The sequence below is a fragment of the Nocardia africana NBRC 100379 genome (assembly GCF_001612635.1).
Classification (GTDB): domain Bacteria; phylum Actinomycetota; class Actinomycetes; order Mycobacteriales; family Mycobacteriaceae; genus Nocardia; species Nocardia africana.
The window spans coordinates 88,106-107,295 of sequence record NZ_BDAV01000009.1; the positions used below are offsets into that span (position 1 = coordinate 88,106).

Below are 19,190 nucleotides of genomic sequence, written 5' to 3' on the forward strand. Positions count from 1 at the left end.
GCCCCTTTCAACTAACGGTCGCTGCGCTCGGGTTCGCCGCGATAACGCGAGGGTCGGCCGTCGATTCTCAGCGCCTTCCACACGGATTTGGCGAGCGGGTTCATCAGCCCGATGTCGTGGGCGAGCATGCGGACGTCGCCGAAGTATCCGCGCAGTGTCCTGCGTGATTCCGGGAGCTGCCAGAACAGTTCGCGCCGGACGGACTTCGGAATGTCGAACTGCGACCAGAACTGCGGCGGAGGCGTGACGATCAGCTCACAGGCCACCCGTAGTGCGATGGGGAACAGTATCGACAGTGCAAGCTTCGGCAACGCGCCGTGTCGCGGAACGTGCTGGCGCAGAAATTCGTGCGCGAACGAGATGTGACGTGCTTCCTCTGCCACGTGAATGCGCATGACGCCCTGGATGATCGGGTGATAGTGCGCATCACTGCGAAGGTAACTCTTCTGGATGTGGTCGATCGGCTCTTCCCCGGCGAGCACGCACATGAAGAAGAAAGTCGGCGATACCCGCGGGAACCACGGAACCAGTGGGGCCAGCCGTGAGAACAGGGGACCGAATCCGGGTGCGTCGACGCCGGAGCGGTTGACCGCCTCCTGGAACATGAGCGTGTGGTTGCACTCCTCGATCACTTCGTGCGTCGCATAGCGGAATTCTGCGGAGCCGTTCGGAAGTTTCGCCAAATACATCATGAATCCGGCGATCAGCAGCTGTTCGAACTGCAGGCCCACCTTGGCGATATTGGCTTGGCGATACATGCCGATCGCGATTTGCTGGTCGCGTGGTAACGCCTTGTACCAGGGGTGGCGACCGAGTGCGTCTACCTCCGGCAGGATCCAGCGAGGGTCGCCGGGTTCGACGCGGAATTCCGGTGCATCCCAATCGATGTCTCGATAAGGGCTGAAGTACCTCTGTAGGGATGCGTCCGACAGTGCGTGCAACATGGCGGCGTAGTCGGCATCCTCAGCTGCCCGGTTGCGCGTGGTCGCGAGCGGCATTGCTCATCCTCCCGACTTGATTCGGCCGGCCGCCGGACGGGGTGTCTCGGACGACCTGAATTCGTATTACTAATCTCCCGCAGGCGCGGCAAATATGCAATAGACGGTTTCGAGCTCCGTCGCTAATCGGCGACGCCGCAGGATCTGGGAGCCATCCCTGGCCGGGTGGCTACCATCGAGCCATGGGTTCGAGCGCGGCGGGGGTCCGGCGACTAACGGCGAGGTCGGCCATCCTCAGCGTCTTGCTCGGTGCTCACCCGGGAGAGGCGCCGGTCAGTTGGATCGTGCGCGTGGCGGCTGGGCTGGGACTGCAGGAATCCGCCGTTCGAGCCGCGCTCACCCGGATGGTCGCCGCCGGTGACCTCGAGCGTGTCGACGCTACCTACCGACTGTCGGCCCGGCTGATCGATCGGCAGCGCCGCCAAGACGAAGCTGTCGCCTCCCATCGTGCTGCCTGGGACGGGCAGTGGCGCATGGCGTTGGTTACCGTCGGTGCCGACGACTCCAGCGACCGTGCGGCACTTCGGGAAGCCTTGCAGCACATGAAGTTCGGCGAGATCCGCGAAGGGGTGTGGGCTCGCCCGCGCAACCTCCACACCGTCGTTCCCGCTGCCGCCGAACGCAGGTTGTCCTTTTTCACCGGCGTCCCCGACGAGCCCCCCGCCGAACTGGCCGAACGATTGTTCCGCCCGCGCGCTTGGGCAGACACCGCGCGGAGGCTGTTGTCTGCCTTCGACACCGCCGACACCATCGCCGCGCGCCTCGAAATCGCCGCAGCCACGGTCCGCCACATTCTCGTCGATCCGCTCCTGCCGACGGAGCTGTTACCGCCGCGCTGGCCCGGAGAGGCGCTTCGCGACGTGTACGCGGGCTTCCGCACGGAATTCACCGCCTTCGCCGAAGAACTTCTCGGTACCTCCACCGCAGAGGTCGTATCCGGGTGAAGCTGGCGCCCGGGCTCCAGCCCAACTTTCGGCGACCTGGAGTGCGGTGAAGGAGTGGTCACACTCAGTGCTACGTCGCCGCAGCCGTTGGGGGTTGCGCTGCGGTGACAAATGCACCCCGTTCTCCGGGATGCGCCTACCGTGGCGGTATGGAGTATCGCGCGGTCGAGCGGGCTGCGGCCGCGGCCGAGCGCGCCAGCGAGTTGACGGTCCGTATCGCGGCAGTGATCGCGGGGCAGACCCGGACGCCGGCGGGCAGCTCGAGCCTCCGACGTCCGTCTACCGACCGGCAAAATCTACACGTGCCGGGTGGCGCGGGAGCCGGCGACGGTGACTGCTTGCACGGTGGGCGGGGAAGCCAAGCGCGGCGACCAGGTCGCAGAACCGTTTATCGGTCAAGAGATCTCCATGGCGGATCGGCGACGGAACGGCCACCGTTGGACGGCTTTCGGCAGAGGTGTGGATCCGTCACGCGCGGTCGGGACGCCGCGACGACCCTTACGCGGGCACGCCGTCAGTCAGTCGGAGGGTTCCGAAACGGAAATCATTCCGCGACGTCCTGTCGACGTTCTGTAGGTCCCCGGAGAATCGGTGATCGGCTGCCATCGGCAGCCCTAATCGACTGGCTCATGCCGTGCCAAATACCGCTGACCAGCGGTTCAGCCCCGTTTGCGGCGCCTGTCAAGCAACCATCCGGACGACCCGCGGACCGCCTATCAACACATCGATCGCATCTGGAAGGCGTGCCGATCCCCAGCCGAGAGCTGGCAACGGCGATTTCCGTCGGCGCCGCCGACGGACACCCGGCTGCTACGTCGTCATGCTGGAGTGGCTCACCTTGTGGGGAAGAGGGTTCGAGCCGGTGAGCGAGGATGGCATCTGATCGCACTCGGCGACCGCATCGTCTACACGATCGCGCGCTGTGTGCTCTGGGCCGTGATGCGCAAGGATGGCCAACGGGATCGGTTCTGGTGCGGGCACTTTCATGACACCTCGGCTATTCAGGTAGCAGGCCGCAGCGGGACAAGAGCGAGTGTGCAATCGGGCCATTCGGAGGGCTCATCGACGGCCACACATCATCACATCGACAGGCGCGGGCTCCAGCACTAAGCCGCCGGCAACTCCCAACGGATGGAGTACCTGAATCCTCAAAGTGACGGTAAAGTAACGATTCTGGCTCGATTCCTGCAGTCGGCAGCCGCCTGACCTGCGGAAATGTTTCGGGGCAGCGCAATCCGATCGTATGTCGGGTGATCGATCCGATGGGAAATAGATGAGATTCACCAATATTGTCGGCACCTCGCTGATCGCCATCGCGGCGACGAGCATCGCCTACGGTACCGCTTACGCCGAGCCCGCCGCGCCCGCGCCGGCGCCGAGCCAGGTTCAGACCCAGCAGAGCCAGGCCGTGCACGGCACGGACCATGGCGTCGGCTACACCACCGAACTCGCCGATATGGGCAACAAGATCGTCACCACTGTGTCGGGTGGCAAATTCGCCCTCGCGTCGGACAAGTCCGCGGTGACCCTGACCAACGACCAGGGCGCCGTGGTGATGAGCTACCCGCTCTCGGCCAAGGGCCCCAACGGCACTACCGTCGCCGCCGCGGTGAGCGAGGACGGCACCAGCCTGACGCTGACCCCGCAGGGGCAGCCGATTTCGTCGGTGAAGAACATCTCCGGTCAGGAGTGGTTCTTCTCCGAGCTGCAGCACGCCTCGCTGGGTGCCGCGGTCGGGGCGGTGATCGGCTTCCTGGTCGGCCTGCTGTTCATCGGCATCGGCTCGATTCCGGGCGCGGTGCTGGGTGGTGTGATCGGCCTGCTGGTCGCGGGCGGCCAGCCGCTGATCGATTCGGCCTTCGCCTACTTCAGCGGCAACTGATACGGGAAGTGTTGCGACACTGAAGGTTTTGATTCTCGGCGGCACCCGGGAAGCCCGGCAGCTCGCCGATATCGCCTCCGGCGAGCGAGGATTCGACATCGTCTCCTCGCTCGCCGGTCGCGTGCGCGAACCTGTTCTGCCCGCCGGCGCGGTGCGGATCGGCGGCTTCGGCGGCACCGAGGGGCTACGGAATTGGCTGGCGGACAATGCGATCGACGCGGTCGTCGACGCCACCCATCCCTTCGCGGGCACCATTTCTTCGCATGCGGCGGCCGCGGCGCGAGCAGGCGGGGTGCCGATCGTGCATCTGCGCCGGCCGGGGTGGTCCGAACAACCCGGTGACCGGTGGTCGCGAGTGCCGGACCTGGTGTCGGCGGCCCGCGCCGCGGCCGAGTTCGACCGCGTATTCCTCACCATCGGCCGCCAGGGCGTGGCCGCCTTCGCCGGGCTCGATGAGCCGTGGTTCCTCATCCGGGCCATCGATCCGCCCACCGGACCCGTTCCGCCGCATCATCTTCTGCTTCTCGCCCGGGGTCCGTTCAGCGTGGCGCAGGAGGTCGATCTGCTGCGCGAGCATCGCATCTCCGCGATGGTGACCAAGGACAGCGGTGGCGACCTCACCGCGGCCAAGCTGACCGCTGCCCGCACGTGCGGCATCCCGGTCGTCGTCGTCGACCGGCCGCCCGTGCCCGAGGGTGTCGAATGCGCGGAATCGGTTGCGGCGGCGTGGGAGTGGTTGACCGCGCTCTGAGGCCGCGGATCGGCTCGCCTTCGACGCGGTGATCTCGCGGCCTCCCGGAGCAATGCGACCGGCGGGCCTTACCGGTCGGCCGCCACCGTCGCCGCGTTGTCCTTCGCGGCCTGTCCGTACCGCCGCGAGGTGAACACCCGGGTCCCGTGCGGCGTATCGACGGTCGCGGTGGTGGACGCGCCGATGATGAGCAGCGTGCGCATGTCGACCTCGTCCGGATTCAACTCGGCCAGGGTCGTCACGCGCACCGATTCGGTCGGTCCGCCCACGTCGCGACCCAGCACCACAGGGGTGTCCGGGCCGCGATGCTCGAGGACGAGCTCGCGCAGGGCGCCCACCTGCCACCGCCGCTGGGTGGAGGCCGGATTGTAGATCGCGATCGCCATATCGGCCGCTGCGACCGCCGAAATGCGTTGTGCCACCGTCTCCCACGGCTTGAGCCGGTCCGAGAGCGAGATCATCGCGAAGTCGTGGCCGAGCGGCGCGCCGATGCGGGCGGCGACGGCACTGGCCGCGGTGACGCCGGGCAGTACCCGCACGGGCACGTCACGCCACTGCGGATCCGCGGACTCCTCGACGACCGCGGCCGCCATCGCGAAGACCCCGGGATCGCCGGAGGACACGACGACCACGCGCGCTCCGGATTTCGCCAGATCCAAGGCCATGGCGGCGCGTTCGGATTCGACCCGGTTGTCGCTGAGATGACGGCGCTGCCCGGGGCGGACCGGCACCCGATTCACGTACGTGGTGTAGCCGACGATATCGGTCGCCGCCGCGAGGGCGCGGGTGACCTCGGGCGTGGTCCACTGCTGGGAGCCGGGGCCCAGCCCCACGACGACGACCTCGCCGACCTCGGGGGCGTCGGCTGTGGTCGAAAGGTCCTGAGTCGCAGTGGTTTCGGCGGTGGTGAACGGTATCTCGGTGGTCGGTGCGGGTCCGGGTACGACGGTGATGGCGAAATACGGCACCTCGGCGTCGGAGACATCCGCGGCGCGCAGGATCCGCTGCCGCCCGGTGCTGGCGCGTTCCACGTAGTAGGCGTCGTCGAGCCGCCCGGCTTTCGAGAGCGCTTGCCGCACACCGGGATAGGTGCGGCCGAGTTTCATGATCGCCGCGGCGTCGGCGTCGGCGAGGCGTTCGGCGAGCTGATCCGGCGGCATGGTCCCGGGCAGCACGGTCAGCACCTGCTCACCCTCCACCAGCGGTGTGCCGAGCGCTGCGGAGGCGGCACTGACCGAGGTGATTCCCGGGATGATCTCGGCGGGGAACCGGTCGGCCAGACGCCGGTGCATATGCATGTACGAGCTGTAGAACAGGGGATCGCCGGCCGCCAGCAGCGCGACGGTGCGGCCCGCGGCCAGATGCCCGGCCAGCAGGTCGGCGGCGCGTTCGTAGAATTCGTCGATGGCGCCCTGATAGCCGCCCGGATGGTCGGTGGTCTCGGTGGTCACCGGATAGACGAGATGTTCTTCCAGCTGGCCGGGCCGCATATAGGGCGCCGCGATCGAGCGGGAGATGCTGCGACCGTGACGGGCGCTGTGGAAGGCGATGACATCGGCGGATTCGATGATGCGGGCCGCCTTCACCGTCACCAGCTCAGGGTCGCCGGGCCCGAGCCCTACGCCCCACAACTTTCCGGGAGCCACACCCTGGGCGCTCATGCTGCGCCGGTCGAGGAACGAGCTGGGGCGCTCCGTGGTTGCGTGCCCTGCCTCAGCACCCTGAGCGCTCATTCCTGCTCACTCGCGATCGCGTTCAGGGCGGCGGCGGTGATGGCGCTGCCGCCGCGCCGGCCGTGCACGGTGAGGTAGTCGAGGTCGCCGTATTCGGCCAGCGCCTGCTTGGATTCGGCGGCGCCGACGAAGCCCACCGGGATTCCCAGCACCGCGGCGGGCCGGGGTGCGCCGGCGTCGAGCATGTCCAGCAGATGGAACAGCGCGGTCGGGGCATTGCCGATCGCGACGACGGCGCCGTCGAGCCGATCACGCCACAACTCCAGTGCCGCAGCCGATCTCGTGTTACCCATCTCCTGAGCCAGCTGCGGTACCCGCGGATCGGCGAGCAGGCACAGCACCTCGTTGTCGGCGGGCAGCCGTTTGCGGGTGACGCCGGAGGCGACCATGGTGGCATCGCACAGAATTGGCGCGCCGCCGCGCAAGGCGGTGCGGGCGGCCGCCACGACCTGCGGGGTGTGGGAGATATCGGTCGTCAGATCGACCTGGCCGCACGCGTGGATCATGCGCACCACCACCTGCGCGACATCGGCCGGGAACCGCGCCAGATCGGCTTCGGCCCGGATCGTCGCGAACGAGCGCCGATAGATCTCGGCCCCGTCGGTGAGGTAGCTGGTACGCACATCGGACATGCGCATCACCCTAGCGGTGGGAATCCGGCCCCCGAGCGGCAGCGTGGGCGAGGCGCCTCCGGCCCGCGACATCAGAACGGCAACCGCGCCCGCCACGGCGATTCGGCCGGATCGTGCAGGGGATTGGCGAGGACGAGATAGCGGAACAGGGCCAGCGCCCCGGTCAGCAGCAGAAGCGCGAGCGGGAGTTCGGCCAGGACGGCCGTCGCGATCGAGACCCGGATGTCGTCGGGACCGGCGGTCGTGGTGTCGAACCAGGCGTCGGCCAACAACAGCACTCCGGTGCCGAAGGCGGGCAGGATGAGCAGCGCCCGGCGCCGCCAGCCGAGATAGGCGGTGGTCGTCATCATCACCACCAGCAGGATGTCGAATCCGATCCACACGAGGGACCAGTTGTTCGCGTTGTACTCCTCCGGCAGCGTGAGCCCGAGGTAGACCAGCCACGGGATCATCGCGACAGAGCCGCCGACCATCAGCCACAGCCGCAGCCCCCGGGCCACACGCACCCGGCGCGGATCCGGCCGCACCCGGTCCGGTCGCAGGCGTGCGACCAATTCGAGCCGCTGGGCGAGCGAGAGCTGCTCGATCTGCGCGTCGGAGAGCAGGGCGGCGGTGGACGGCTGTGCGGCGGACGGGTCCATCGATTCAGTGTGCGCGAACCGCGGGGACGAGGCATAGCGGGTCGCGGCGGTGGGTGTCTCAGCGGTCCGCGCGCGGCCCCGTGATGCGATAACCGCCGGGTTCGGCGACCACCTCGGTCACCGCCCCGGCCGGACGCCCACATTGCCGGTCGCAACCCGACCAGTGCTGCCGCCCGGCGACGACCACCTGATCGGCCGCGACCTCGGACAGATCCGGCGCCGGGGCGCCGACCGGCAGCACCCGCCCGGAGGCGACGGCGTCGGCCGCGTCGGCCCGCACGTCCGTGAGGGATTTCGCGCAGCCCGGCCGCCCGGCGCACGCGGTCACCGCGAGCCAGGGTGAGTTGGCGTCGAAGATCAGGCCCATCGGTGCCAGTACCCGCACCACCTGTTCGGCGGTCCACTCGTCCATATCGGCCAGCACCAGGCTGCGCCACGGGGTGATCAGGATCGGATGGTCCACCGCCGCAACGAATTCCGCCGTGCGGGCGGGGAGGGCGCCGAGTGGTACCGCCGCCCCGAGCGCGACCCGGTCGTCGGCCTGGGCGAGCCAGCCGATCGGAATATCGTGGCGGGCATCGAGTTCCATCGGTTCGGCGGTCGGTTCCAGGGCCAAGTCGGTGAGGATCCGGGCCGGGCCGTCGGCGACCTCGCGCAGCCGCCACTGCTCGCCGCGCACCCGCTGGAAACCGTGTGCCGCCGCCAGCATCGTGTCCACGGCACGGTCGGAACCGATGCGCGCGCCCGAATCGCGCCCGGCCAAGATCAGCGCGAACTCGGTGTCGTCGGTGGCGTGGACGCCGATATCGCCGCCGAGACCACTGATGTCGCCGCGGCCGTCGTCGAGGGTGAACAGCACGCGCCCGGGCAGTGCGGCCAACTCCGACGCCTGCCGCAGTCCCGCGTCGAGCTGCGCGGCCAATGGATGCACATCGCTCCAGCCGCCCAAGCGGCCCGACAGCGGCGAGGCCACGATGTTGCGCACCCGCTCGTGGGTGGGCGCGGGCAGCAGATCGGCCTGCTCGAGGCGTCGGGCCAGTGCCTCCGCATCGTGCATCTGCCGCAATTGCACATTGCCCCGGGAGGTCAGCTCGATACTGCCGTTACCGAGCTCGTCGGCGGCCGCGGCCAGCACCCGCAGCTGATCGGGGGTGATCGCGCCGCCGGGCAACCGGATCCGGGCCAGCGGACCGTCGGCGGCCTGATGCAGTCGCAGGACACCGGGGCAGGAATCTGGGGCGGAGCGCGTCATGATGTTCCCAGCCTACGAGCCGTGGGCGGCCCGAACGCGGCCGGTGCGTCCGAGGCGCGCGCACGACGGGCGGCTCAGTGGCCACGCCGCAGGCGCAGGCGGTGACGCGCACGGTGCGGTGCGCCCGACTGTTCGAGCGTGCCGGCCGGCCAGGAGGGATCCCACAGCAGATTCGGGCCGGCGTGATGGGTGATCCGGTCGTGATAGGCGGTCGCGCCGAACAGGCTCATACCGCTGAGGAATGCGGTGGTGCAGATCGCGGTCGCGACGAGAGCCCAGCCGCGGTGGCCGCTGCCGGCCGCGGTCAGTCCCATCGCCAGGGTGCCGAATCCGATCAGAACGCAGAAATAACTGGTCCAGGCGACCATACGGTTGCGCCGCACCCAAGGCGGGGTGGCGGGCATGGGATCACCGGTCCTTCGGGGTACTCCTGTCCCGGGCGCTGATCACGGCCTTCCACAGCTGATCGTCGACGTAACTGTCCGACAACAGGTGTGGATTGTCGTGGCGCTCGAGGTGGTCGCGGCGGACCGTGGACTCGAAGACCAGCAGCCCGAAGATCGCGACCGCCGCACACGCGCCGGCGGCGACGAGCAACAACCCGCCGTGGCCGCCCGCGGCAGCGGCCAAAGCCATTGCTAGCAATGCAACAGCAATCATCATGCATGTAATTCCCGACCAGGCGGCAAAGCGGTTCCGCCTGCTCCATCCCGGTGTGTTCGGCATATTCACAGCGTACGCCGCGGAGTCGGATCGGGAAATACCGGTCACAGCAGTGCGATAGCATCCGGAGGCTCGCCGATACGAGGAAAACCGGTGCAATTCCGGTGCGGTCGCGCCACTGTGACAGTCAGACCCTCCGGGCGGGCGGCCGTATCCATCATGGGCGCGTCACCCGAGGAGAACCGTGATCCTGCTGCTGTCCACGTCCGACACCGATCTGCTGTCCGCGCGCGCGAGCGGCGCCGACTATCGGCTCGCCAACCCGGCCCGGCTGCTGGTCGAGGATCTGCCGGGCCTGCTCGAGGGCGCCGATCTGGTCGTGGTGCGCCTCCTGGGCGGTCGCCGCGCCTGGGAGGAAGGCCTGGACGCGCTGCGCGCCGGGGGGATCCCGCTGGTGGCTCTGGGCGGCGAGATGGCGCCCGATGCCGAACTGATGGAGTGCTCGACGGTCCCGGGTGGCGTGGCCGCGGACGCGCACAACTATCTCGCCGCGGGTGGGCCCGCCAATCTGCGGCAGCTGCACAACTTCCTGTCCGACACCGTGCTGCTGACCGGTCACGGATTCGAGCCGCCGGTCCAGCTCCCGTCCTGGGGCGAACTCGACCGCACTCCGGAGGCGTTGTCCGGCAACGATTCCCGGCTCGTGCACGCGCCGACGGTGGCCGTGTTGTACTACCGCGCCCAGCATCTGGCCGGGAATACCGCCTACGTCGAGGCGCTGTGCCGGGCGCTGGAACAGGCCGGGGCGCGCCCGCTGCCGCTGTACTGCGCGTCGCTGCGCAACGCCGAAGCGGATCTGCTCGACACGCTGCGCCGCGCGGACGCGCTGGTGGTGACCGTGCTGGCCGCGGGCGGCACCAAACCCGCGACCGCCGCCGCCGGTGGTGACGACGAGGCCTGGGATATCGGCGCGCTCGCCGATCTGGATGTGCCGATCCTGCAGGGCCTGTGCCTGACCAGCGGCCGGGACCAGTGGGCGGACAACGACGACGGTCTCTCGCCGCTGGACGTCGCCACTCAGGTCGCGGTGCCGGAATTCGACGGGCGGATCATCACGGTGCCGTTCTCGTTCAAGGAGTTCGACGCCGACGGCCTGTCGACCTATGTGCCCGACCCGGAGCGGGCGGCGCGGGTCGCGGGCATCGCGGTGCGTCACGCGCGGTTGCGGCATCTGCCCGTGGCGCAGCGCCGCATCGCGCTGATGCTCTCGGCGTATCCGACCAAGCACGCCCGCATCGGCAATGCCGTCGGGCTGGACACCCCCGCCAGTGCGATCCGGCTGCTGACCGAGATGCGCACGGCCGGTTACGATCTCGGCGCGCCGGGCGAGGTTCCGGGGCTCGAGGAGCGCGACGGCGATGCGCTCATCCACGCATTGATCGCCGCCGGTGGCCAGGATCCGGACTGGCTCAGCGCGGAACAGCTGGAGGGCAACCCGATTCGCATCGGCGCCCGGCAGTACTCGGCGTGGTTCGCCACGCTGCCCGAGGAACTGCGCACCGCGGTCGTGGCGGCGTGGGGGCCGCCGCCGGGCGAATTGTTCGTCGACCGCTCCGCCGACCCCGACGGCGAAATCGTCATCGCCGCACTGCGTTTCGGCAATGTCGTGCTCCTGGTGCAGCCGCCGCGCGGCTTCGGTGAGAATCCGGTCGCGATCTACCACGATCCGGATCTGCCGCCGAGCCACCACTATCTGGCGGTGTACCGGTGGTTGTCCGCGGCGTCCGAGGAGGGCGGGTTCGGCGCCGACGCGATGGTGCATCTGGGCAAACACGGCAATCTGGAATGGCTGCCGGGCAAGACGCTGGGCATGTCGGCGGCTTGCGGCACCGATGCCGCCCTCGGCGATCTGCCGCTGATCTATCCGTTCCTGGTCAACGACCCCGGCGAGGGCACCCAGGCCAAGCGCCGCGCTCACGCCACGCTGGTCGACCACCTCATTCCGCCGATGGCGCGCGCGGAGACCTACGGCGATATCGCGCGCCTGGAACAACTGCTCGACGAACACGCCAACATCTCGGCGCTGGATCCGGCCAAACTGCCCGCGATCCGCCAGCAGATCTGGACCCTGATGCGGGCCGCGAAGATGGACCACGACCTGGGGCTCGAGGAGCGCCCGGACGAGGACACCTTCGACGACATGCTGCTGCACGTCGACGGCTGGCTGTGCGAGATCAAGGATGTGCAGATCCGCGACGGCCTGCACATCCTGGGCCAGGCCCCGGCCGGGGAGGGTGAACTGGATCTGGTGCTGGCCATGCTGCGCGCTCGCCAGCTGTGGGGTGGGGAAGTCGCGGTGCCGGGGCTGCGCGAGGCGCTGGGGCTCGACGAATCCGGAGAGGAATCGCGCGAGCGCGTCGACGTCGTCGAGCAGCGCGCCCGCACACTGCTGACCGCACTGCAGGCGGCGGAGTGGTCACCGGACGCGGTGGCGGAGCTGGTGGCTCGCTACGAACCCGATGCCCCCGACACCCTCGCCGCCGTCTTGCGCTTCGCCGCCACCGAAGTCGTGCCCCGGCTGCGGCAGACCGCCGTCGAGATCGACCGGATCCTGCACGCCCTCGACGGTGGCTTCATCCCGGCCGGACCCAGCGGTTCGCCGCTGCGCGGTCTGATCAACGTGCTGCCGACCGGGCGGAATTTCTATTCCGTGGACCCGAAGGCGGTGCCCTCGCGGCTGGCGTGGGAAACCGGGCAGGCGATGGCGGATTCGCTGCTGGAGCGCTACCGCGCCGACCACGGCGACTACCCGCGCTCGGTCGGGCTGTCGGTGTGGGGCACCTCGGCCATGCGGACCGCCGGTGACGATATCGCCGAGGTGTTCGCGCTGCTGGGTGTGCGGCCGGTGTGGGACGAGGCGAGCCGCCGCGTGACCCGCCTGGAGGTGATCGGACCGGCCGAACTCGGCCGCCCGCGCATCGACGTCACCGTCCGGATCTCCGGATTCTTCCGCGACGCGTTCCCGCACGTGCTGGCGCTGCTCGACGACGCGGTCCGGCTGGTCGCCGAACTGGACGAACCGGCGGAGTCGAATTACGTTCGCGCGCACACCGATTCGGACCTGGCCGAGCACGGGGACCGGCGCCGAGCCACCACCCGGATCTTCGGCTCCAAACCCGGCACCTACGGCGCCGGCCTGCTGCAGCTCATCGACTCCAAGAGCTGGCGCACCGACGACGACTTGGCCCAGGTGTACACCACTTGGGGCGGTTACGCCTACGGCCGGGACTTGGACGGCGCGCCGGCCGCCGACGATATGCGCGCCGCCTATCGGCGCATCGCGGTCGCGGCCAAGAACACCGATACCCGCGAGCACGACATCGCCGATTCCGACGACTACTTCCAGTACCACGGGGGTATGGTCGCCGCCGTCCGCGCGCTGACCGGCAAGAATCCCGAGGCCTACATCGGTGATTCGACGCGTCCCGACGCGGTGCGCACCCGCACTCTCTCCGAGGAGACGACCCGGGTGTTCCGCTCCCGCGTGGTCAATCCGCGCTGGCTCGAGGCGATGCGCCGGCACGGCTACAAGGGTGCGTTCGAGATGGCCGCGACGGTCGACTACCTGTTCGGCTACGACGCCACCACCAACGTGGTCGCCGACTGGATGTACGAAAAGCTCTCGGAGAGCTATGTTTTCGACGAGGTGAACCGCAAGTTCATGACCGAGTCGAATCCCTGGGCCCTGCACGGCATCGCCGAACGCCTGCTCGAGGCGGCCGAACGCAGACTGTGGGAGTCTCCGCAGCCGGAAACGCTGGACCGGTTGCGGCAGATCTACCTCGAAACCGAGGGCGAACTGGAATAGGGCCGCGCCCGCTACGTCGGCGGGCGGACCGGCCCGTGCGCCGCGCGGCGGATGTGCCGGGCGCGGATTCGGCCCTACCGTGGGGATATGACCTGGAATGATCTCGCACAGCAGAAGTACGTCCTGCTCACCACCTACAAGAAGGACGGCACGCCGGTCGGGGCCCCGGTCTGGGTGGCTCCCGACGGCGACCGGCTGGTGGTCTGGACCAATCCGAAGACCTGGAAGGTGAAGCGGCTGCGCCGCAATGCCGCGGTGACGGTGCAGGCCTGCGACGCCCGCGGCCGCACGTCCGGATCGCCGGTGAGCGCCGGGACCGCGCGCATCCTCGATGCCGACGGCACCGAACGGGTCCGCGATCTCATCGCCCGCAAATACGGCGTGATCGGCACCGTGCTGATCCGCGGCCACAAGTTGATCTTCGGCAAGGATCGCTCGGTCGGGCTGGCGATCACCGCCGAACCGGCGGGGGAGTAACCGCCGCCGATCGAGCGGGACCGGGTCGGATCAGGCTGGGGCAGCGGTGATTTCGATGCCGATCGTGCCCTTGCGGCCGCGCCGCAACACGCTGCCGGTGACGATCAGCCAGCCCAGGAGCGAGTACTTGCGCTTGATCAGCTGCCGGGTCCGGTCGCTGCCCTGCTCGTCGAGCACGTGGGCGGTGCCGCGCACGATCTCCCCGTGCGGCTTACCGGACACGCTGCACGGCTGCAGGGTGACCTCCGGATTGCGCCGCACCCGCTTGACCTTCCAGGCCGCGGTCTCGGTCCAGACGTACAACTTGGCCTCGTCGAGCGCCGCCCACACCGGGGTCGCGACCGGCGTGCCGTCCTTCTTGTAGGTGGTGAGCAGAACGTAGTTCGCGGTACCCGCGGGCCCGAAAGGATTGTCCACGACCGCCGAGCCTAATCGGTCGAGCCCGGAGGCGGCAGCGGAGCGTCACCACGGAGGGCTTCCGATCAGGCTCCGAACGACACTGCCTAATCGGTCGAGGACCGATGGTGAATCATGCCGTGTGCGTGAGGATTCTGGGGCCGTCGTCGGTGATCGCGACCGTGTGTTCGGAATGCGCGGTGCGCGAGCCGTCGGCGGAGCGGATCGTCCATCCGTCCGGATCGGTGATGATGCGGTCGGTGGTGCGGGCGAACCAGGGCTCGATCGCGAGAGTCAGGCCGGGCACGAGCCGCATGCCGCGCCCGGCGCGCCCGGCGTTGGGGACGTGCGGATCCTCGTGCATGGTGCGGCCGAGCCCGTGGCCGCCGAATTCGGTGTTGACGGGGTAGCCGTGCCGGCGCGCGACCGCCGCGATGGCCGCGGAGATGTCGCCGAGCCGCCCACCGGGCCGGGCGGCCTCGACGGCGGCGGCCAGGGCCTCCTCGGTCGCGGCGACCAGCCGGGCGTCCTCGGGATCGGCGGTGCCGACGATGGTGCTCACCGCGGCGTCGGCGACCCAGCCGTCGACCGACACCGCCAGATCCATGGTCAGCACATCACCGTCACGCAAGCGGTAGTCGTAGGGCAGGCCGTGCAGAACCGCATCGTTGACCGACAGGCAGACGGTGTTGCGGAACGGGCCGCGCCCGAACGAGGGCGCGTAGTCCCAGTAGCACGACACCGCTCCTCGTTCCCGGATGCGCTCTCGCACATGCTTTTCCAGATCGAGCAGATTGACCCCGACCTCGGCCCGCTCCCGCAGCTCCGCGAGCACCTGGGCGACGAAGCGCCCGGCCACGCCCATCCGCTCGATCTCGGCGGCTGTCTTCAGTTCGACCACGAAACCTCCCTGGTATCGGTATTTATATACCGACTCTAACCGTAGCGGTATTTGAATACCAGTTCTATGCTGGGGGCATGGTTCGACTTCCGCTGACCCCGGCCCAGGTGGAGGCCGGTCGCCGCCTGGGTGCGCATCTGCGTACGGCCCGAGGCGATCGGGACCCCGCGGAGATCGCCCGGGCGGCCGGCATCTCACCGGAAACGCTGCGCAAGATCGAATCGGGGAGGCTGCCCAGCCCGGCCTTCGGCACCGTCGTCGGACTCTCCGGGGCGCTCGGAATCCCCTTGCAGGAGCTGGCCGAGGTGTGGCAGTCCGCACGCCTCAGCGCCTCGGCCTGACGGCGTCCCACGCGCCGTCGACCGCTACCGCGGTGTAGGGCGTGGTCGGCGTCGGGGGCGTGTCGTAGCGGGCGTTCGGCAGATACAGGCGGTCGCCGAAGCGGGCGACCGTTGTCGGGACGTCGAAGCGGGGGTCGGTGATTCGCCGCTCGACCCGGCCGGTCGTACCGGTGGGATCGAGGGCGATCACCGCGACGGCGTCGAGCCGGTTCTGCACCACGAGCAGGGTGGTGTCGTGCAGAAGCAGGCCGTCCCCGGCGGGCACCGCGTCGCCCCCGAGATCGATGCGTCGCGTCACACCGGTCGCCGGGTCGACGCGGAACAGCTGTCCGGTCGCCGACACCACGATGATCAATCCCGCGCCGTCGGGCGTCGGCACGATTCCGTTCGCGTTGATCGCATCGGGCACATACGTGATATCGCCGGTCAACGGCAGCCGGGCCACCGCCTCGGGTGGCGGCAGCGCGCCGTCGGGACCGAGGGGCAGGTGATACAGCACGGGTGTGCGGGAGTCGGTGAACCACGCGCCCGCCAGCGTGAACACCACATCGTTGACGAAGGTGCCCGGCGCGGTACCGACCCGGTAGCTCGCGAGCACCGCACCCGTGCCCACATCCACGACCCGGATATCGCCGCCGGTGCCGCCGGCGACGAACAGCCGACCGCGATCGTCGAGCCGGAGACCGAGCGATGGCGTGCCCGGGCCGGGCGTCAGAATTCCGCCGTGCCCGGTGATCAGGTCGGCTCGATAGATGGATCCGTCCGCGGCCGAGCCGATGTAGGCGACGGGAAGCGACCCGATCTCGATACCTTCCGGCCGGAATCCGGCGGGCAGCTCGATCGTGGAGGGAAACAGCCCCGGCTCCGCCTGGGCCGGTGCCGGTACGGCGATGCCGAACCACAACAGGACCGCCGGAATTGCGTAGAGAGACTTCATCTTTCGTGTTCCTCCCGCAACCAGGTCTCCAGGCGCAACAGCTGCGGGAAGCGTCCGCGAAGCGCGGGGATGTCGACTCGATAGCCGTGCGTATCGAGCCAACCGAACATCGCCGCCAGCTCGGCGGACTCCGCACGCAGTCGGTCGAGCGGTGGTCGCTCGAACCGGGTGGGGATGCCGTCGGCGGCGGTGAACACCTCGGCGATCCGGCGCACGGTCAACTCGTCACCGGCGATGTCGAGCTTACGGCCGAGATATTCGGCCCGATGGTCGAACACGTGAGCGGCGATCCGGCCGATATCGGTCAGCGCGATCATCTGGAGGGGGGTCTCCGCACCCAATGCCAGTGCGCCGATCCGCTCGCCGCCGACGGCCGCCGGAAGCAGATACCGCCAATTCTCCATGAAGAACACCGGCCGCAATACCGTCGCGGGCACACCGAGGGCATCGATGTAGGCCTCGATATCCGCCTTGGTCTCGAAATGCGCCACCCCGGAACCGCGGCGGGCGGCGACGGAGCTGTAGATCAGATGATCGATGCCCTCGGCTGCGGCCGCGTCGGCGACGTTCTTGCCCTGTCGCACTTCGGTTTCCGGCCGCGGATCGGTCGGATCGGCGGGCTGGACGCTGAAGATCCCGGATACGCCACGCGCTGCCGCGCGCACCGAGTGGGGGTCGTCGAGATCGCCGACGACGACATCCGCGCCGAGCGCTGTCAGCGTTGCCGCGCGCGGCTTCCTCGGATCGCGGACCAGAGCGCGCACCGCGTAACCGCGGGCGAGCAGACTGCGGGCGACCGCGCCGCCCTGGCCGCCGGTCGCGCCCGTGACCAGCACCGTCTTTCGGTTCGGACTCGTCGTCATCGCCGGGCTCCTTCCAGGACGGGTGCGGGTCGAGTGGGCGGCGGAAGTTGTCCCGCGACGATGGAGGCGAGCGAGAGTGCGAACCCCGCGAGTTGAATCGGTCCGAGCGTCTGGCCCAGAACTACAGCGCCGAGAACGGCAGCGACCAGCGGCGAGAGCAGTACGAGCACCGCGGTGGAAGCGACGGGCAGTGCGGTGATGCCGCGGAACCACAGAACATAGGCGATCAGACCGCCGGCCAGCCCGAGCCACAGGTAACCGAAGGCCGCCGTCGAATCGATGGCCGGCGGACGACCCTCGACGAGAAGGGTGAGTGGCAACAGGAACGTGCCGCCCGCCGTCAGCTGCCAGCCGGCGAAGGTGACCGGGCCGACGCCGTCGGGACGTCCCCAGCGCTTGGTGAGGGTGAGCCCGAGCGCCATCGATCCCGCACCCGCCAGACCCGCCGCAACGCCGACCGCGTCGAGAGCCGCGGACGGCCCGATCACCACCAGGCCGACGCCCGCCACACCGATCACACCCCAGGCCAGACGCCGGCTCGAAGCCCGCTCGTGCAGGACGGCCACCGCCAGAAGAGCGACGATCAACGGTTGCGTCGCCGTCAGCGTCGCCGCCACGCCGCCCGGTAGCCGCTCGGCCGCGATGAACAGCAGCGCGTTCAGTATTCCGATATTCAGCACACCGAGAATCGGGGCCTTCCACCACCATCGCCCGTGCGGCATCGTTCGGGTGACGGTCAGCACGATCAGCCCGGCCGGCAAAGCCCGCAGTAGCGCCGCGAACAGGGGGTGCCCGGGCGGCAGCAGTTCGGTGGTGACGATGTAGGTCGTGCCCCAGACCGCGGGGGCGAACGCGGTGAGCGCGGTGCGAGACAGATTCCCGCGGGCGGTATCGCCGACGGAAACCCTCAGTGCGCCTGGACTTTTCATATCGAATATCTCACTCGCCCACGATCCATGAGTCCAACACATGTTTGTCACCGGATCAATCGAGAATCATGATTGATCCATGGAGCTTCAGCAGATGCGCTACGTCCTCGCGGTCGCCGAGACGAACAGCTTCACGCGCGCGGCCGAGCGGTGTCTGGTCGTCCAGTCCGCACTCAGTCACCAGATCGCGCGCCTGGAAAGGGAACTCGGTGCGAAGCTCTTCGAGCGCACCAGCCGGCGCGTGCGTTTGACGCCGGCGGGCGCGGCATTCCTGCCCGCCGCGCGGCACTGTCTGGAGGCGGCCGACCGTGCGGCCGCCGAGGTCGCCGCGGCCGTCGGTGAGATACGCGGCCGCTTGGCCGTGGGCTTGATCCCGACCGTGGCCGCGGTCGACGTCCCGGAGGCGTTGCGTGAGTTTCGGCGGCGATACCCGCACGTGCGGATCAGTTTGCGCGTCGGCGCCAGCGACGATCTGGCCCAACAGGTGCGCGACGGCGGGCTCGACATCGCCTTCCTCGGCTTGCCGACCACCGCGACCCCGCAGGGGGTCGCAGTCCGGGAGCTGGCGCGCGACCGGCTGGTCGCCGTGGTCGCGCCGGACCATCCACTCGCCGCGGAACCCGCGGTCGACCTACGCAGACTGTCCGCCGAGGTATTCGTCGACCTTCCCGCCGGAACGGCCGGGCGGATCCAAACCGACCAGGCATTCGCTGCGGCGGGACTCGATCGCGAAGTCGCCTTCGAGGTGACCACCGCCGACTACATCGCCCGCCTGGTCAGACCGGGGCTCGCCGTCGCCATGCTCCCTGCCGCCTACGCACCTCAGCTCACCGGAGTCGCCGTCGTCGCCGTCTCCGATGCTCCGGCGCGAGTGGAGTACGTCATCTGGAGTCGCACGACCGGAACGCCGGCCGCCGTCGCTTTCCTCGGCATCCTCGGCGTCACCCCGGAAGACGGCCCGTGACGAGGGCGGCGGACCGGT

The 19,190-nt window shown here is 69.1% G+C and carries 19 protein-coding genes; 7 read left to right on the forward strand and 12 right to left on the reverse strand.

Features of this window, described 5'->3' with window-relative positions; all coding sequences use genetic code 11:
• Positions 1-11: 11 nt before the first annotated feature.
• Complete coding sequence (locus tag NA3_RS14995; protein WP_062964251.1) at positions 12-998, reverse strand: AurF N-oxygenase family protein; 987 nt, start codon at positions 996-998, stop codon at positions 12-14.
• Positions 999-1,180: 182 nt separating this feature from the next.
• Between NA3_RS14995 and NA3_RS15000 the strand changes: the two genes are divergently transcribed.
• The 3 genes from NA3_RS15000 to NA3_RS15010 all read left to right on the forward strand — a co-directional run bounded on the left by NA3_RS15000 (position 1,181) and on the right by NA3_RS15010 (position 4,575).
• Positions 1,181-1,942: a PaaX family transcriptional regulator C-terminal domain-containing protein gene (locus NA3_RS15000; RefSeq protein ID WP_062964252.1), complete on the forward strand. Its 762-nt coding sequence runs from the start codon at positions 1,181-1,183 to the stop codon at positions 1,940-1,942.
• A 1,273-nt stretch (positions 1,943-3,215) separates the two neighbouring features.
• Complete coding sequence (locus tag NA3_RS15005; protein ID WP_062964253.1) at positions 3,216-3,824, forward strand: DUF8020 domain-containing protein; 609 nt, start codon at positions 3,216-3,218, stop codon at positions 3,822-3,824.
• A 19-nt stretch (positions 3,825-3,843) separates the two neighbouring features.
• Positions 3,844-4,575, forward strand: coding sequence for a cobalt-precorrin-6A reductase (locus NA3_RS15010; protein ID WP_062964254.1), 732 nt, complete (start codon positions 3,844-3,846; stop codon positions 4,573-4,575).
• Positions 4,576-4,643: 68 nt separating this feature from the next.
• Here the strand turns inward: NA3_RS15010 and cobJ are convergent, their stop codons facing one another.
• From cobJ to NA3_RS15040, 6 genes are all read right to left on the reverse strand, one after another.
• Complete coding sequence (gene cobJ, locus NA3_RS15015) at positions 4,644-6,236, reverse strand: precorrin-3B C(17)-methyltransferase (protein WP_062964255.1); 1,593 nt, start codon at positions 6,234-6,236, stop codon at positions 4,644-4,646.
• A gap of 68 nt (positions 6,237-6,304) precedes the next feature.
• Positions 6,305-6,940, reverse strand: coding sequence for a precorrin-8X methylmutase (locus tag NA3_RS15020; protein ID WP_062964589.1), 636 nt, complete (start codon positions 6,938-6,940; stop codon positions 6,305-6,307).
• Between the two features lie 71 nt (positions 6,941-7,011).
• Positions 7,012-7,581 carry a hypothetical protein gene (locus tag NA3_RS15025; protein WP_062964256.1) on the reverse strand — a complete coding sequence of 190 codons (570 nt, stop codon included), beginning with the start codon at positions 7,579-7,581 and terminating at the stop codon, positions 7,012-7,014.
• 58 nt (positions 7,582-7,639) lie between these two features.
• Positions 7,640-8,833: a precorrin-3B synthase gene (gene cobG / locus NA3_RS15030; protein ID WP_062964257.1), complete on the reverse strand. Its 1,194-nt coding sequence runs from the start codon at positions 8,831-8,833 to the stop codon at positions 7,640-7,642.
• A 74-nt stretch (positions 8,834-8,907) separates the two neighbouring features.
• A complete protein-coding gene (locus NA3_RS15035; RefSeq protein WP_128145270.1) occupies positions 8,908-9,237 on the reverse strand; it encodes a hypothetical protein in 330 nt (109 codons plus the stop codon).
• A 4-nt stretch (positions 9,238-9,241) separates the two neighbouring features.
• Entirely contained in the window at positions 9,242-9,469 is a 228-nt protein-coding gene (locus tag NA3_RS15040; protein WP_062964259.1) for a hypothetical protein, read from the reverse strand.
• A 271-nt stretch (positions 9,470-9,740) separates the two neighbouring features.
• Here NA3_RS15040 and cobN point away from each other — a divergent pair, with 271 nt between their 5' ends.
• Both cobN and NA3_RS15050 read left to right on the forward strand, forming a co-directional pair.
• The gene (gene cobN, locus NA3_RS15045; protein ID WP_062964260.1) at positions 9,741-13,364 is read left to right on the forward strand and encodes a cobaltochelatase subunit CobN; all 3,624 of its coding nucleotides are present in this window, start codon (positions 9,741-9,743) and stop codon (positions 13,362-13,364) included.
• A gap of 87 nt (positions 13,365-13,451) precedes the next feature.
• Positions 13,452-13,841, forward strand: a complete 390-nt coding sequence (locus tag NA3_RS15050) for a PPOX class F420-dependent oxidoreductase (RefSeq protein ID WP_062964261.1) — start codon at positions 13,452-13,454, stop codon at positions 13,839-13,841.
• Positions 13,842-13,871: 30 nt separating this feature from the next.
• Here the strand turns inward: NA3_RS15050 and NA3_RS15055 are convergent, their stop codons facing one another.
• Positions 13,872-14,258, reverse strand: a complete 387-nt coding sequence (locus NA3_RS15055; RefSeq protein ID WP_062964262.1) for a PPOX class F420-dependent oxidoreductase — start codon at positions 14,256-14,258, stop codon at positions 13,872-13,874.
• A 112-nt stretch (positions 14,259-14,370) separates the two neighbouring features.
• Positions 14,371-15,138, reverse strand: a complete 768-nt coding sequence (map, locus tag NA3_RS15060) for a type I methionyl aminopeptidase (RefSeq protein WP_062964263.1) — start codon at positions 15,136-15,138, stop codon at positions 14,371-14,373.
• A 77-nt stretch (positions 15,139-15,215) separates the two neighbouring features.
• Here map and NA3_RS15065 point away from each other — a divergent pair, with 77 nt between their 5' ends.
• Positions 15,216-15,479 carry a helix-turn-helix domain-containing protein gene (locus tag NA3_RS15065; protein ID WP_062964264.1) on the forward strand — a complete coding sequence of 88 codons (264 nt, stop codon included), beginning with the start codon at positions 15,216-15,218 and terminating at the stop codon, positions 15,477-15,479.
• Here the strand turns inward: NA3_RS15065 and NA3_RS15070 are convergent.
• The 3 genes from NA3_RS15070 to NA3_RS15080 are packed head-to-tail and all read right to left on the reverse strand — an operon-like array spanning position 15,463 to position 18,208.
• Positions 15,463-16,416 (reverse strand): SMP-30/gluconolactonase/LRE family protein, encoded by a 954-nt coding sequence (locus NA3_RS15070; protein ID WP_062964265.1) that lies wholly within the window; start codon positions 16,414-16,416, stop codon positions 15,463-15,465. The two genes, NA3_RS15065 and NA3_RS15070, sit on opposite strands and share 17 nt — an antisense overlap.
• Positions 16,413-17,279 (reverse strand): NmrA/HSCARG family protein, encoded by an 867-nt coding sequence (locus NA3_RS15075; protein ID WP_062964266.1) that lies wholly within the window; start codon positions 17,277-17,279, stop codon positions 16,413-16,415. Before NA3_RS15075 ends, NA3_RS15070 begins: the two co-directional genes overlap by 4 nt.
• Entirely contained in the window at positions 17,276-18,208 is a 933-nt protein-coding gene (locus NA3_RS15080) for an EamA family transporter (protein WP_062964267.1), read from the reverse strand. Before NA3_RS15080 ends, NA3_RS15075 begins: the two co-directional genes overlap by 4 nt.
• A 79-nt stretch (positions 18,209-18,287) precedes the next feature.
• Here NA3_RS15080 and NA3_RS15085 point away from each other — a divergent pair, with 79 nt between their 5' ends.
• Positions 18,288-19,172 (forward strand): LysR family transcriptional regulator, encoded by an 885-nt coding sequence (locus tag NA3_RS15085; RefSeq protein ID WP_062964268.1) that lies wholly within the window; start codon positions 18,288-18,290, stop codon positions 19,170-19,172.
• The last annotated feature ends 18 nt before the right edge of the window (positions 19,173-19,190 follow it).

Bases quoted from the DNA above. Each gene is read 5' to 3' on its own strand.
- NA3_RS14995 (WP_062964251.1), bottom strand. From the start codon at position 998: ATGCCGCTCGCGACCACGCGCAACCGGGCAGCTGAGGATGCCGACTAC.
- NA3_RS15075 (WP_062964266.1), bottom strand. From the start codon at position 17,279: ATGACGACGAGTCCGAACCGAAAGACGGTGCTGGTCACGGGCGCGACC.
- NA3_RS15020 (WP_062964589.1), bottom strand. From the start codon at position 6,940: ATGTCCGATGTGCGTACCAGCTACCTCACCGACGGGGCCGAGATCTAT.
- NA3_RS15070 (WP_062964265.1), bottom strand. From the start codon at position 16,416: ATGAAGTCTCTCTACGCAATTCCGGCGGTCCTGTTGTGGTTCGGCATC.
- NA3_RS15025 (WP_062964256.1), bottom strand. From the start codon at position 7,581: ATGGACCCGTCCGCCGCACAGCCGTCCACCGCCGCCCTGCTCTCCGAC.
- cobJ (WP_062964255.1), bottom strand. From the start codon at position 6,236: ATGAGCGCCCAGGGTGTGGCTCCCGGAAAGTTGTGGGGCGTAGGGCTC.
- NA3_RS15005 (WP_062964253.1), top strand. From the start codon at position 3,216: ATGAGATTCACCAATATTGTCGGCACCTCGCTGATCGCCATCGCGGCG.
- NA3_RS15065 (WP_062964264.1), top strand. From the start codon at position 15,216: ATGGTTCGACTTCCGCTGACCCCGGCCCAGGTGGAGGCCGGTCGCCGC.
- NA3_RS15080 (WP_062964267.1), bottom strand. From the start codon at position 18,208: ATGAAAAGTCCAGGCGCACTGAGGGTTTCCGTCGGCGATACCGCCCGC.
- cobG (WP_062964257.1), bottom strand. From the start codon at position 8,833: ATGACGCGCTCCGCCCCAGATTCCTGCCCCGGTGTCCTGCGACTGCAT.
- NA3_RS15000 (WP_062964252.1), top strand. From the start codon at position 1,181: ATGGGTTCGAGCGCGGCGGGGGTCCGGCGACTAACGGCGAGGTCGGCC.
- NA3_RS15050 (WP_062964261.1), top strand. From the start codon at position 13,452: ATGACCTGGAATGATCTCGCACAGCAGAAGTACGTCCTGCTCACCACC.
- NA3_RS15085 (WP_062964268.1), top strand. From the start codon at position 18,288: ATGGAGCTTCAGCAGATGCGCTACGTCCTCGCGGTCGCCGAGACGAAC.
- NA3_RS15040 (WP_062964259.1), bottom strand. From the start codon at position 9,469: ATGGCTTTGGCCGCTGCCGCGGGCGGCCACGGCGGGTTGTTGCTCGTC.
- NA3_RS15035 (WP_128145270.1), bottom strand. From the start codon at position 9,237: ATGCCCGCCACCCCGCCTTGGGTGCGGCGCAACCGTATGGTCGCCTGG.